Origin of the sequence: Nostoc sp. C117 (genome assembly GCF_043099735.1) — a bacterium.
In the GTDB taxonomy this organism is placed as follows: domain Bacteria; phylum Cyanobacteriota; class Cyanobacteriia; order Cyanobacteriales; family Nostocaceae; genus Nostoc.
This window is the reverse complement of the sequence record NZ_CP170990.1, coordinates 52048-65676: the sequence shown is the minus strand read 5'-3', so window position 1 is coordinate 65676 and position 13629 is coordinate 52048. Positions and strand designations below refer to the sequence as shown.

Below are 13629 nucleotides of genomic sequence, written 5' to 3'. Positions count from 1 at the left end.
GCCTAAGGCATCATGTAAAAATAAGTTGTACAAATTTAATCTGGAACGACTTGTGAGCTTAACTTCCCCATCAAAATTGTTCAAGTTATTTTTGCAAGGCTCCTAACACCATTACGCGGTCGCACCTGCCTTTATTATTTGAAAGTCCGATCGCAAATCACCCGCAACAACTTTAACCATGCTGATAAAAATTTACTATGCCCATCTATCGCCAGAAGAGTGCGACTCAATACAATGCATTCCTGATATTCAATCAATGGAAGTAGAGATACCAAGCGAAATAAGCGATATTCAAAAAGCCTTGGATGAGTGGAGCGCAAGGTCTGGTGTGACAATTTTTGATTGGAAGCAAAAACGTGTCCAAAGCGAATCGCCTATCCCAGGGCGTGAGGGATAGGCGATCGCTAGTCTTCACCATCATCCGGGCTTGGCTGGAACCGAAGGGACAGCCAAGCCAGTACAGGATATAGCCGAACGTAGCGAAGCGGAGTTGGGCGGCAGTGCAACACGAGCGATCGCTGTTGAGGTTAGGGAATAGGGAATGGGGACAAGGGGGACAGGGGGGATAGGGTTGTTCAGTTCTCTTGGAAAGTGCGATCGCTAGCTGTTCTGCCATTTGGCAATTTACATCCAGAGGCGATCGCCAATACAAAATACCCTCAAATGCTTATCGTTTCGTGAAAATATATTTTGCCAGATGGCAAGAGCAATGTAAAGGCGATCGCAGTTACCCCAAAAAAGGGGCTAACGCCCCCAACAACTAACGAACTAGCTGCAACCTAGAACCCCGACTAGGAAAGCCCAACTTGACCTGACCAACTGGCACAACGACAGGAACCGAAACCACAAACCGACCTGGACCAGCAGCAGGACAACGCACCTTGACCGCGTAACCGACAACCGCCGCCCACTTGGTAGCAAACTCACCAGCCAAACGCAACTCACTAAACCACACCTCAGCCACAAACCCAGTAAAGGCCGAGTCAGACTCCCGCCAGAAACAATCGACCGCCTCAAAGTCAGCAGCCAAAGCAGAAACGAACGCAAATGGAACTGAACGCATAAACCGAAACTCCCAACGAAACGACCAGCCAAGAACAACCCCGGCTATTTTTTCTAAGCGGAGGGGGTCAAGGGTGGCGGTGGGGTCTGGGGTGTCCCCAGATATAAAAGCGAAGCACGATTTCCCGCCACTCGCGCAGCCCTTGACGCCCGTAGCCACAATAAGACAGCCGGGGTAGCCCTGCGGCGACTGAGCGCTCCCTTGGGCGGGGGGGACATCGACCGGAGGGAGTCAATAAACAAACTGCAAAGCAACCTTATTTCTTCATGTCGCGTAAGCGATTTGTCACTTATCGCTTTCTCCACAAAATATACTTTAATTAAGCTTTATCGAGTGTACACAGGATACAGGATATTATTTAGTAATAGTATTCACTCCAATTACTATGCCTAATCCACATCCTAAAACTGAGCATTTAACTAAGCAAAAAACAACGTGGAATAATCTACCAACCAAGGCGACAAGAGTACCTGAGATATTCTTAGAGGAAATAGAAAAGTTCGCGCGAGCGCTCGATGGACAATGTAGCCCATTCGAGGCCATCATCTCTGCATTGGATAAGTTGAGTAAAGATGAATTAGCACAGATAAAACTGGCTATAGAATGTTTATCTGGTAATGATATTGATGAGACAACTGTACAAACTACATTACCTGATGTCTTAGATAGTAAGGATACTTTACTTAACTCAAATACTGCACCGTCCGCACCATCTTTAGCAAATCTAGAATTTTCAAATAGTCAAATTGCAGAGTATAAAGCAAAGTTTGGTTTTGTTCCTTCGAGATTTCAATTAGGAATAATTGATTGGGTTATCAATGAAAAAGGTAATGGCTGCTGCAACGCTGTAGCTGGTTCTGGTAAAAGTAGCACATTAAGAATAGTTGCGAAATCCTTGTGGGAAACTGGATTAAGACCCAATGAAATTAAAATCTGTGTTTTTGGTAAAGACAATTCAGCAGACCTGATTAAAAAATTCGGCCCCCTTTGGAAAAGTTCAATTAGTACATTACACAGTGCTGCCTTCACTCTCATTAAAAAAGAACTTGGAGTTAAGCGCAGTGAAGACATAATAATTTCTAAATATAAATATGAGAAGATTGCCCAAAACTTAGAATTAGTTCCTAACCCAAGACGTAACATTCCTATAGGTAGATTGCAGAGTGAAAAAATCATCAGTAACAGTGACGATTTTCTAAAACTAGTTGATTTGGTGAGATTGAACAATCAAGAACCCACAGCAAAGATTGTTACAGCGATCGCAAATCATCACGAAATTGACAGCGTACAACAACCCCAGTTAGTTGCTCAATGGATTGCCTACTGTCTTAAAATTGGCGAGGAGATGGCAATTCAAGAGAAAAAGTTAGACTATACCGATCAGATTTGGTTAGTTGTTAAGTGGAAACTTCACGAAAGACCCTGGTTTAAACCATATAAATTTGTCCTCATTGACGAGTGCCAGGATTTGAACCCCTTGCAATTAGCATTTGTGCTGATGCTCATAGGGAGTATTGGCCGCATACTCGCGGTTGGAGATCCAAGGCAAGCTATTATGGGCTTCGCTGGGGCGGACAACCAAAGCTACAACAACATTGTCAGACTTACTAGAGCTAAAGAATTACCTTTATCAATTTGCTATCGTTGTCCGAAATCCCATATTGCTCTAGTTAAGAAAATCTTCCCTAATATTCCCATTGAGCCAGCACCAGATGCTATTGAGGGGATAATCCATCAAATTGAAGCAGTAGAAATTGAGAAATCTCTAAAAAATGGTGATGTAATCATCGGCCGGAAAAATGCCCCATTGGTTAGCCTGTGTATAAAGTTAATTGGGCAAGGTGTAAAAGCTACAGTTAAAGGCCGTGATGTAGGGGACTTAATTAAAAAAGAGATTGACCTAATAGCAAAAATGCCTGGGTATAGCTTTGAGTTTTTTAACGATGCTGTTGCACAGTACAAGGAAATCAAATTACAACGCTATCGTGACCTAGATAATGAGGAAGAACTTAAACAAAAATTGTTGGACAAGTTAGAAGCAATTCTGGCTATTTATCAATCTCAAACACAGGCTAAAAATGTTGATAATTTAAAACTTTGTATTGACATAATATTTAGTGATACAAACTCGCCTATTACTTTATCTAACATCCACAAATACAAAGGAGGTGAGGCAGAGAGAATATTTATTTACAAGCCAAATGATTTACCTATGACTTGGAGAAATCAGCAGGATTGGCAACTCGAACAAGAAGAAAATTTACTTTATGTAGCACTAACTCGCAGTAAATCTGAGTTGTTTATAGTTGGCTATCCAGACTGGTATACACCCTCAGCGAATCCGAATAAAGTAGAAAATCATCTTGACTTAGCTGATTCTAGAAGTAATGATTACTTCTCATTACTTCGAGAGGCTAAAGAACAATTAAGTGCTGATTTAACTCCATTTTTCCCTACTGAAGCCTCTAGAGAAAGGCTAGTTAAGAAATTGATTGAAGATGGCTTTTCACTTCAGGATCTAGAGGATTCAGGTAATATTGAATTTTCATCTGAAAAAAACAGGAAGGCTGTGTACGCTGCATTTAATCGCTATTGGCAAAAATTCTATGCTGCATCTCGCAAAGATGAAGAACAGCAGGAAGTAAAACGACCTAGTTATAGGTATGCAGGCATGGAATCAGAATTTTGGACTGGCGAAGATTTTTATGATGATTTTTAGTTAGCAGTACAGCGATCGCTTTAATCGGGCGATCGCTGTTTATCCTCTAAGAATTAGTTCTTATTTAGTGATGCTTTCACCTTACGAACTGTATTGATTGCCACGTCTGCTTTTTCGGCTGCTTTGCGAAGTGACAAACCTTCATTAAGTGCTGCGATTACTTTTTGTGATGATGGTTTGGCTAGAAACTCCTGTGGCGATTCGCTCACCGAAGGCCGCCCAACGTGTTGACCCCAGTTTTTAGCGCGTTCCATCCCCGTTTTGATTGCATCTGAACGTCTGGAGGCTTTTTCTTGTTCTGCAATCAATTGTTCAATCCAGCTAGGATTACCCTCTAGGATATCTACCTCAATTTTTGATAATCCCTTTGCCTGCATCCGCCGCAAATCGCGCAGTACAGCTTTAGCTTCTTCAGGAACAAAAAAATTGTAATATTCAGTTAAGTTACCAATAGAAATACTAAAGAAGGAATATCGATATTTAAAGTATTTTTCTACATTTCCACGATGTAACCAAGTTCCTAATACTTTAATTGAAACATTTTCAAAATGTGAGGCTAAATTATTTTTAAGTTCAGCTACTCGCGCTTCAATGTCACGACGAGTTACACCAATTTTATAAATAGTATTTCCTCCACTAGTATCAATTTGAAGGTAGTAGAGAGTATTAGATAAAATCTTACGAAATTCAGCTTGATAGATTTGTAAATCTCGCAGACATTCATTAAAATTAGGAGAATCTTCAAGATAAGCAACTTGCACGTTTTTCTCTAGGTGCTGCAACTTTTCTAATAACATTGGTTCTTGCACTTGGTTAAACAGCATCAAGGAAAGTGCGCCAACTGGTATTTTACCCAGCTTTGTAAACTGGTATTCCCCACCATAACGATAAGTGTTGCGTTCCAGCAGTTTTTCTCTAATTAAAATACTCGGCACTTCTTTGACTGGGATACCCTTATCTTTAATTCCGTAGCGATTCCAAAGGTCTTTGAGTTGCTGGAATTCCTTTCCAGTCAGCCATATATTGAAATTATCATACAGGGGCAGCGTAGGAAGCAGGCGATCGCTGCGGTTTACTTCCCGGCAAGTTTCATGAGTGTGTGCAAAGTGGTGTTCATTGCGCCGACCCTTTTTAGCAGTCAGTTCACCGTCGCAGTAGGGACACCTTAACTGAGTCTTACCGCTTGGGACATCTTCAATTGACACTAGGGTTTTGTCTTGATCAATGCCATATATGAGCCACATTTGGGAATATCCTTTATTTGATACACCAATTTGATAGGATTTTGTTGCTCGTGAAGATGATTTTACTGTATCAAAAAAAGGTTGCCGTACAATCAATAATTATTGAGGGAGCAGGGGAGTGGAGATGAAGGGGATAAGGGAGAGATAACAACTGACTGCTGACTACAAAGCGATCGCCTCTCAACAAGCGTAGGCGTAGCCCGCCGCAGGCATCGCTCCTCCATCCTCTAAGAATCAACCGGCTCCCTCTGTCTTATCTTCTGAGGAATCATCAGAGGAAATTTTTCTCGCGATCGCCTCCAATATCGTTGATATCTGGTCAGGGCTATTTAAATTAACTTGGTATACATTCGTAGCATGAACTTGATTAGAGCCTATCACCACTTGTAAACCAGGTTCGCCAAGGAGATGCTTGATTAATTTGGCTCTTTCCTCGGCATCCAAGCGATCGCTTTTTTCCATTAATTCTTTTAAAAAATCATCTTCACCTTGATCTACCACAATCAGCGCCTAACTGTATACATAAAAATTTAATAGGCGATTATACAGCTACTTGCAGGTCACTCGTATCCGTATTTTTTACAGATATAGCCCCTGGTTGTAATACCCAAGCAGCGATGGCGTTAAGTATCTCAGCCTTTTCTTTTGGGGTAGCGGACTCAATTAGCTGAACAGGAGTTAGTTCAACTACTCCTATTCTCGCTAATGCTGGAATTCTACAGTTTTCTGGCAGAGCATGAAGGATTTTGAAGTAATTACCAGCTTTTAGGTCGCTTTTCCCATCAAGAAATTTACTGATAGTACTCTCATGAACACCAGCCCGAACAGAAATCTCTCTTGCTGTTAGGCCACTTTCATTAATTGCTGTAATTAATATTTCTTGATGCTTATCCATATTGCTGCTATTACTTGCTTTTTTTCAAGTTATTGAATACTATCAAATTTATCTCGGAAATACAATCTAGCAAAGGATCGCACTGCCTATATATGGTTGGTGTGACAATTTTGTGAAATTTCAGCAACTTTTTACAAAAGACTAACCCTTCTTGCATAAGCAGGCAAGGGCAAAAACTTGATTGACTCAACTTCATTATGACAGACACAAAGATTCAGGGGAAGTTCTATCCGCTCCAACATGAAGAATGGTTGAGAGCCTGCCGGGAATTAACCCCAGCACAGAGGGATGTACTCTACTACCTTCGCACTCTCGACCCATACAGCACCGGAATGGAAGTATCGCCAGCACGGATTGCCAAAGATTTATCTACCGCAGAAAAGCCAGTTCACCGCAGCACTGTAGGACGCGCTCTCAAAGCGTTGGATGAAAAGGGGTTTGTCGATATGGAGCTTCTTAAAGTCAAGGTTCACGTTCTCACCAAGGGCCTACATTGTTGTGATGAGGCAACAAGTTGCGATGAGGCAACAAGTTGCCGTCAGGCAACTTTGTTGCCTGACGGCAACTTAGGTGATCATGACGCAACTTGCGCGATCGCTACGCAACTTGCGCGATCGCCACGCAACAAGCGCAAGCCAAAAGCCTCACCAGACAAAGATTCCAGCACCCCTAAGATTAATAAGACTTATTTAGACTTTTTAGACTCTCTCTCAGAAGGCGAGAGAGAGAAATTTTTACAATTTGGGGAGAAGAGAGCAGCAAAACTCAAAAATCCCCCAGTGCAATTACCCCAAAAGTGGATAGAGAAGAACTGGGAGGAATTATCAGCCCAGTGGTACAAGTCCAAGGGGCAAAGTTCCCCAGCACAAACCACTAAATGGGAAAACGACCCTCGGCGTGCTGATTGGCTGGCCATCATTGAGGAAACAGCCAACCCCTTAGAATTCGCCACTGATAAAGAAAAACAGGATTTTGTCAGATGGTGTAACGAAACTAAACAATTTAGTTGGCTCGAAGAGGGTGAATTATGACTGAACTACCCAAATTTGAGCGGCTACCAATCAACGATAAAACTGAGCGTGATGACAAAGAGATTTGGCAACCCAGGTGGCATTGCTTCTGTTGCCAGGACACGGGACAAATTCAAGCTCATCTAGTCAGGCTGATAATTCCCGACTACGACCCACACCGCGATCGCATCCCTGTTTGTCAGAGTTGTAACAAATTTGACAATTATCATTTAAAGGAGTACGGCGTATTAGATACTCGCTTTGACTTGTATCTGTGCAAGAAACTGGATGCAATTTCCCGCGCTGACTGGAAGCAGGTTACACAAAAGCAATTTGAAATGTTTAAGCAGTGTGTTAATCAAGCTTCTAGCGAGATTGCCCAATCCCATAGTCTAAGCAGAAAAAACCGCACTTCTAATGATGAGCGTGAAGTGCAGCTACGCAAGGCTGAACTAGAGGCTATCAGCCCCGAACAGTGGGAGGCAATGAATAAAGCTTACTTAGTAGGAAGCAATAAAGATGAGTAAGTATTCTATAGACGATTTTAAGGTAGGCGTAGCAAGCTTTACCGTAGGAGATCGCATCATCACCCCCGCGAGGAAACTAGGCCAAGTATCGAGTGTACACAGCAAAAAAATTACCATTACTTGGGAAAACGGGGTATCCGGCGAATATACCCCAAAGCAAATGCAGGCTTGGAACTATCAAAAATTCTTAGAGGATGAGAAGACACAGGAGGCGAGAGAATGCAACTCAAACACGCCAGCTTCTTTGCAGGAATCGCCGGTTTTGAACTCGGAATTGATGCCGCCGGAGCAGCTGACCGAATCATTACAGAACTCTTCATTGAAAACAACCCCGACGCTCAAGCAGTCCTTAAATATAGATTTCCAAAAATCCCCATACACAGCGACATCAGCAACTATTACCCTCAGCCGGGGGAATTCAACCTTTACACAATTGGATTTCCTTGTACTGGAACCAGCACGGCAGGCAACGGTACAGGACTCGAACACCCAGAATCATCACTCTGGTTTGAAGCCCTGCGCTGCATCGCCGACGGTCGCCCCAGTTTCCTCATCATTGAAAATCCTGAAGGGCTTATCCATAGAGGATTACGAGCGATTCTTGGCGGACTCCGAGTGGTCGGCTATCACTGGGACGATCCGCAGCTCATATCGGCAGCGGAAGTCGGAGCGCCGCACCAAAGAAACAGACTCTTTATTGTTGCCTACACCAACAACGTATGCCAAAGGCTCAACGGGATGCAGGCCATCTGGGGCGACCAGATTGGAGCAGAAATTGAAGCCACATTTAAAGTCGGGCGACAAGTTAAACCCAGCAGTACCAGGCTGGATGATGGGGTTCCCCGTTGGCTGGGCGGAATATCCTTTGATGGATACTGGCGAGACAATATCAGTGCAGCTCCCATTTATCCCGGAGTACGCCACCATCTCAACAAACGGCGAGATTGCAACGACCTCTACGCCCGTGCAGTCTGCCCCCTTCAAGCAGCAGTTGCAATCAGACGAGTCTGTTACCTTGCCAAACTCGCTCAATAAGCTTAAACAGTCAGATGTAAAAGTAGACCTTTATATCTGCGATCGCTCCTCAAATGTTGGCATAATTAAAAGCTTTTGCTCAACTTTCTTTGTTGTTGATTGGGAAATAGAAAAAGGTAAATGGTACTTCTGGGAAAGAGACGAACTGTACATTGCTGAACTAGCGATCGCTCCCCAACACCTAGTAGACAAATTCTTAGAGGATGAATCAGAACCACTTGTACTTTGCCCTAGTTGCGAACTACAGCACATCTATTTAAGTGGCGACTGCGGTATGTGTGAGTTAGAGCCAGATATGCAGCGTACACACCAATTACAGATAAATAATCAATATTCGTCAGGCGAACGGTCAAAAGCTGATCTAGTTAAAAATGACTTGTCCCAACCGATACCCGAAAATTTCTTAGAGGAAACTAAGCCGCAGCCTGTTGCTGTGCAGAAGTCCAAATCCAGACAGCGCAAAGGATGCCTGTACAAATACATTGAGAATAAGAAGTTGAAAAACGGAAGTATAGTTTCTTACCCTCGTGTAATCGGACACCGCAATACTGACAATCCTACTCATTGGAGATGGGGGTTTAATTGGGAGGAAAAGATAGACGGAGAATGGAAGGGGCGGAGTATTGGGAGTGTGCCATTAGGAGCGATTCCATTAATTGAAGATATGCAAAATGAAGGGGTTAGCTTAGAAGAAATAATCGGTTTTATTCGGAGAGCGAAAACTAAAAAATAAATTCTTAGAGCATGAAGAGCGATCGTATCTATTGAAATTAGCGGTAGCGAGTATTCGAGCGTCTGTCTGCGGTGGTAAACTTTACGGTAGTGTCAAAGAAGAAAACAAAATTTTATCAAAAATAGAACCTATGTTTGTGTAAAACAGGAAAGTGCATAAAACATCAAAGTCAGAACTATTTACGATTAAAGGTAGATTCCTTCCATCTGCTTTAATTCATCAAAGTTAATAATTTATGAATCTCTGTACTAAGATATTGCTAGGACTTAGTTCAATTGTCATCACCCAATGTATCATGTTAGCTGCTTCTTATGCAAATCCTCCCGGTTCTTATCAAAGAAGCTGTTGGAACATTCAGGCGATTGGCAATACCAATGGAGACATAACTCTCTACGCTACCTGTAGTAATGGAAATGGTGAAGCGGTCAATAGTCAGCTTCGACATTATGATACTTGTAAAGAAGATATCTCCAATATAGATGGCTATCTCACCTGTGCAAGAGGTAATTTTGCTCCACCTCCTGGATCTTATCGAGAAACCTGTCGTGACCTCTATGTAAAAGAACTTACTCCCATTCGCTTTCGTTTATCAGCAATTTGCCAAAGTATAGACGGAGGCTGGCATCCCACTGCTATAGAATACACTCATGATTATCGAAATCGTCAGGTATGGTCATGGACTTGTGAAACTGATTTATCTAATATTAACGGTGTTCTGCAAGAGATAGCGCGTGAGGGAGTGGTGTGTGTTCAATAATTTTTAATAATTCATACTCACACAGGCGTTCGCATAATTCTTGATATTTTTGATGATCATTTTCTACTTTTCTCCAAAAAGGAGGCGCTTTTTAGTGTCCATATTGGGGGTAGTAGGGGTGATAAGAGGGAGGCGATCGCCCCATCAAGTCCAGGTCTGCATAAATAGTGGAGAATGCAGCTCAATTTTTCTACATCGAGTAAATCTTAAATAAATTCCAGTTCATCTATAAAAACAAATTCGCACTCAATTGGTGAGAGCCAAACATGACCAATTGTATTATCGTACACTTCAGCTTCAACCGTAATGCCTGGTGGTAAATATTTACTACCTACAAAATCAGAATTTCTAAAGTAAAAATCTCCACCCACTAATAGTTTAGCTGGCTTCAATTTCCCCTCTTGTTTAGCTTGGTAATATGCTTGGGAAAGTTCTTCATTGCTAGGATGATGACGTACATACTTCATCACAGATTCCCAATTTTGTGGACTTAAACTTGATTTTAAACTGTCAGATAAATTTGTGTTTTCTTTCTTGTTCTGTTGGAGTTCCAATTTGATTTTATTGAAATAGAACTCCAAAGCTGATTCAGTACTAATTTTATGAGTTTTAGCAATTGTCATGACATGAGCAATAATCTCTAAGTCTTTAATCGGGTCGGAGTCCATCTTTAGCAATCCTAATTGTCAGATTCTACATCAGTTGATATTCATATATTTACAACAAACCTGCTGCACATTAACACTTAATATCAATAAACAAGTAAAGTGTGGCGATGCCAAAGGTTTTTGCTTGCCTACCCTCTTTTGAATCCGTTAACAGGTTTATTGCATTCCAGTTCTGGGGGATAATCAGCTAGTCGGCACGCTCCCCGTAATACCCTTGGAACCAAATCAGCTAAACCTATTCCCATCTGTAACGCCCACACCAGCACCTAGAACAGAGGGGCTGGTGATGAGTGCTGATGCCCTGCTGAAGTGGAAAGCGCAAATATTTGAGTATCAGCAACGGGTGAGGGAAACTAAGCCAGTGCAGCAAGCAACACTGTTTGACCTTACCCCTAATCATTGTGACCCAGAGACGATAGACCCGTTTGCGCTGCATTTACAACCAATGGCTTTTTACCGGATGCCAGATGATTTTGGACAAGCAGCTTTGTATTTTGTGATTGATTCTGCTGCTGAATTGCTACTTTATGTTGGCGAAACGTGCCAAAGTAACAAGCGATTCTGGTTTACCGAACCGCAAAATTAGAGTAAACCGTAATCTTTTTTACTGCCTAAATTAGTGCGGCAATCATCATATTATTAGGTGATGAGAACCGAATTTACAGAAGTTTTAACCATACTTATTATGAATACATAAGCACAAAACCAAGTGCAAAAACGATTAAACAAGAACTAATTAATCTGAGAAAGAGTTATGGCACTAGTTCGTTACAACCCCTGGCAAGAATTGAACGCTTTAGAACGTCACATCAACGGTTTATTTGGAGATACCAGAGTACCATCTCCACGGTTTGACAGAGATTTTATCAAAGTTCCGGCTGCTGAGTTGCACGAAACTGATGATGCGATTCATCTCAAACTAGAACTGCCAGGACTAGAAGCTAAAGACCTAGATATTCAAGTCACTGAAGATACTGTTCACATTAGCGGTGAGCGCAAGTCCCAAACTAAAACCGAAAACAATGGCACTACAAGAAGTGAATTTTACTATGGTAAATTCCAACGTGTAATTCCTCTATCTGCTAGGGTTCAAAATACCAATGTCACCGCAGATTATAAAGACGGTATCTTGAATTTGATACTGCCTAAAACTGAGCAAGAAAAGAACAAAGTTGTCAAGGTTAATCTTGAACTTCCTGCTGCATAATGTGAAACTATTCTACCTCCAATGATAGATTGAGATAGTTAAGAGCTTGGTTCTGAGATGACCAAGCTCTTTTGTATGCGATGTCTACGACGGGCTGCGCCTACGCTGTTTTCCTCTAAGAATCAGGATAGCGATCGCAAAAAGTAAAGCTTATCCAAATTTAGATTCTTGCCAACCACTTTCCAAGTGCTAAATCTGCTAGTGATTCTAGGGAATCGGGATTTGGAATTAACTCCTTATAAGTGTTAATTCCCACAGGAGAAAATGATTTATAAGAAAGGCTCCAATACAAATTTCTAGGTCTTTGTTCTCGCGGCATAGCATCCCATTCAGATTGCAGCCTCATCCGGCCAAACCCCTCTGGTACATGACCAGCATGGGTAACAACAGCACCATCCATCCACAGCCTCATTCTGCCAATAACTTGTCTTCTTTGTGTAAATAATAATGAGCTTGGAGTTGGCAACCACATAAATATGACTGGTTTATTAAGCTTTCTTTGAAAACATAACTCAACTACTGGTTTAGCCTTACCTCTGCCATATCTAATAGTATTTTTACCTTCAATTTCTTCTTTTATTCGCCCATCAAAACTAAGAATTTTCTCTCTAAGTTTAAGAATTGCTTGTTGTTCTTCTCCAGTACAAGCACCAAGCCAATCTAAAAGTAATTGCGGTGGTTCTGGAATATTGCTTGATATGGTGCTAATGTCAAGTTTCTGATAGGGAATCGGAATTGACCAAGTTTGATTAGTATCAATATCTTGCAGTTGTAAGTGAAAATTTTGATTAATCTGGGCAACAGTAAAGAGCAAAAAATCGACTATCAACTTTGTGTGTTTGCGGTCAATCAGATTATGTTTGTGAAATGAGGGTACGATCGCAATTAACCGGACATGCTGACTGTAATCAATTTGCTCTGGGAATGGTTTCTCGTCTAGTAAGTTATCGTAGTAGCGAGTTAGTTGTTGAACAACATATCTATCTTCAGTATTTTTGAGTTCTAAAATTACTAATTGTCTCGTGTCGTTAAGTGCTAAGATATCGCAGATTTCGCCCTTAACAGCATACTGTCGTTTTAAAGGTTTTAAGCCTGATAATTGCTGTAGGTTATCCCAAACAAAATCTTCTAATGCTGCTTCTGATGCAAATTCCCAACTAGAACCTGTTTTACGTAGTGCTGCACCAGCTAACATATCTTCGTCACTGCAATATTACTAGAGTACTGAATATTATGGCATACGCGATGGCATACCCGCTCACCGTAGGCATCGTACCCAAAACTGTTTCTATAGAGTAGCGATATCTTTAGGTAAATAATTCAGCAACTCCTTGCCACCTAAATCATTTCTGCTTTAATTTTGACTTTTTGAACCCAGTACCTAAACTCGTAATCTTCGTCATATTGGTACATCTCATAAAGCCCTTCAAGACATTTTTCTAAACTTTCAAAATCTGTATCATTATCCCTGAAATCCTGCCATTCTCCAGTACCAGAAATCCAATATCCTAATTCTCGTCCTTCAAACTCAACACAGTAGACAATATAGCTGTCTTTGTTTGGAGAAGAACCAGAATATTTAGAAATTTTAGGAAAACCAAAAGAGTCTTTTAAAATGTTAGCCATTGCATATCCTCATTATTTATATATATTAGAAAATTATCTCATTTTTCAGGAATAATCAGGTTATTACCCACATTACCCACTAAATAGTCCATAAAGTTAGGGTGCGATGCCTACATCTGGCTGTGCCTACGTTCCTTTGTTTTCC

Annotated in this window: 17 protein-coding genes; 10 read left to right on the top strand and 7 right to left on the bottom strand. The window is 41.4% G+C overall.

Translation table 11 applies throughout. The annotated features are described in order from the left end of the window. The first annotated feature begins 178 nt into the window (after positions 1 to 178). Together ACFG4S_RS01660 and ACFG4S_RS01655 are read left to right on the top strand one after the other, a co-directional pair. Entirely contained in the window at positions 179 to 397 is a 219-nt protein-coding gene (locus ACFG4S_RS01660) for a hypothetical protein (RefSeq protein WP_392530171.1), read from the top strand. A 187-nt stretch (positions 398 to 584) separates the two neighbouring features. Beyond that, positions 585 to 764, top strand: a complete 180-nt coding sequence (locus ACFG4S_RS01655) for a hypothetical protein (RefSeq protein ID WP_392530170.1) — start codon at positions 585 to 587, stop codon at positions 762 to 764. Here ACFG4S_RS01655 and ACFG4S_RS01650 read toward each other — a convergent pair. Then, positions 761 to 1063, bottom strand: coding sequence for a hypothetical protein (locus ACFG4S_RS01650; protein WP_392530169.1), 303 nt, complete (start codon positions 1061 to 1063; stop codon positions 761 to 763). The two genes, ACFG4S_RS01655 and ACFG4S_RS01650, sit on opposite strands and share 4 nt — an antisense overlap. Before the next feature lie 385 nt (positions 1064 to 1448). Between ACFG4S_RS01650 and ACFG4S_RS01645 the strand changes: the two genes are divergently transcribed. Then, on the top strand, positions 1449 to 3782 hold the full coding sequence (locus ACFG4S_RS01645) for a UvrD-helicase domain-containing protein (protein ID WP_392530168.1): 2334 nt from the start codon (positions 1449 to 1451) through the stop codon (positions 3780 to 3782). Between the two features lie 53 nt (positions 3783 to 3835). Here the strand turns inward: ACFG4S_RS01645 and ACFG4S_RS01640 are convergent, their stop codons facing one another. From ACFG4S_RS01640 to ACFG4S_RS01630, 3 genes are all read right to left on the bottom strand, one after another. Further along, complete coding sequence (locus ACFG4S_RS01640; RefSeq protein WP_392530167.1) at positions 3836 to 5026, bottom strand: GIY-YIG nuclease family protein; 1191 nt, start codon at positions 5024 to 5026, stop codon at positions 3836 to 3838. A 234-nt stretch (positions 5027 to 5260) separates the two neighbouring features. After that, positions 5261 to 5527 carry a hypothetical protein gene (locus ACFG4S_RS01635; protein ID WP_392530166.1) on the bottom strand — a complete coding sequence of 89 codons (267 nt, stop codon included), beginning with the start codon at positions 5525 to 5527 and terminating at the stop codon, positions 5261 to 5263. 40 nt (positions 5528 to 5567) lie between these two features. Further along, positions 5568 to 5921: a hypothetical protein gene (locus tag ACFG4S_RS01630; protein ID WP_392530165.1), complete on the bottom strand. Its 354-nt coding sequence runs from the start codon at positions 5919 to 5921 to the stop codon at positions 5568 to 5570. Between the two features lie 197 nt (positions 5922 to 6118). Between ACFG4S_RS01630 and ACFG4S_RS01625 the strand changes: the two genes are divergently transcribed. From ACFG4S_RS01625 to ACFG4S_RS01605, 5 genes are all read left to right on the top strand, one after another. Beyond that, a complete protein-coding gene (locus ACFG4S_RS01625) occupies positions 6119 to 6952 on the top strand; it encodes a hypothetical protein (RefSeq protein WP_392530164.1) in 834 nt (277 codons plus the stop codon). After that, complete coding sequence (locus ACFG4S_RS01620; protein ID WP_392530163.1) at positions 6949 to 7458, top strand: hypothetical protein; 510 nt, start codon at positions 6949 to 6951, stop codon at positions 7456 to 7458. Before ACFG4S_RS01625 ends, ACFG4S_RS01620 begins: the two co-directional genes overlap by 4 nt. Before the next feature lie 219 nt (positions 7459 to 7677). Continuing rightward, complete coding sequence (locus ACFG4S_RS01615; protein WP_392530162.1) at positions 7678 to 8493, top strand: DNA cytosine methyltransferase; 816 nt, start codon at positions 7678 to 7680, stop codon at positions 8491 to 8493. After that, positions 8474 to 9226, top strand: a complete 753-nt coding sequence (locus ACFG4S_RS01610; protein WP_392530161.1) for a hypothetical protein — start codon at positions 8474 to 8476, stop codon at positions 9224 to 9226. The genes ACFG4S_RS01615 and ACFG4S_RS01610 overlap by 20 nt, the downstream gene beginning before the upstream one ends. Positions 9227 to 9461: 235 nt before the next feature. Next, a complete protein-coding gene (locus ACFG4S_RS01605) occupies positions 9462 to 9983 on the top strand; it encodes a CVNH domain-containing protein (RefSeq protein WP_392530160.1) in 522 nt (173 codons plus the stop codon). A 206-nt stretch (positions 9984 to 10189) separates the two neighbouring features. Here the strand turns inward: ACFG4S_RS01605 and ACFG4S_RS01600 are convergent, their stop codons facing one another. Then, entirely contained in the window at positions 10190 to 10651 is a 462-nt protein-coding gene (locus ACFG4S_RS01600) for a hypothetical protein (RefSeq protein WP_392530159.1), read from the bottom strand. 286 nt (positions 10652 to 10937) lie between these two features. On the opposite strand from ACFG4S_RS01600, the gene ACFG4S_RS01595 reads away from it, so the two are divergent. After that, positions 10938 to 11237, top strand: coding sequence for a hypothetical protein (locus ACFG4S_RS01595; RefSeq protein ID WP_392530158.1), 300 nt, complete (start codon positions 10938 to 10940; stop codon positions 11235 to 11237). 168 nt (positions 11238 to 11405) lie between these two features. Beyond that, a complete protein-coding gene (locus ACFG4S_RS01590) occupies positions 11406 to 11858 on the top strand; it encodes an Hsp20/alpha crystallin family protein (RefSeq protein ID WP_392530157.1) in 453 nt (150 codons plus the stop codon). A 160-nt stretch (positions 11859 to 12018) separates the two neighbouring features. On the opposite strand, the gene ACFG4S_RS01585 is transcribed toward ACFG4S_RS01590, so the two are convergent. Further along, positions 12019 to 13053 carry an endonuclease NucS domain-containing protein gene (locus tag ACFG4S_RS01585; protein ID WP_392530156.1) on the bottom strand — a complete coding sequence of 345 codons (1035 nt, stop codon included), beginning with the start codon at positions 13051 to 13053 and terminating at the stop codon, positions 12019 to 12021. Between the two features lie 143 nt (positions 13054 to 13196). After that, complete coding sequence (locus ACFG4S_RS01580; protein ID WP_392530155.1) at positions 13197 to 13484, bottom strand: hypothetical protein; 288 nt, start codon at positions 13482 to 13484, stop codon at positions 13197 to 13199. Between the last annotated feature and the right edge of the window lie 145 nt (positions 13485 to 13629).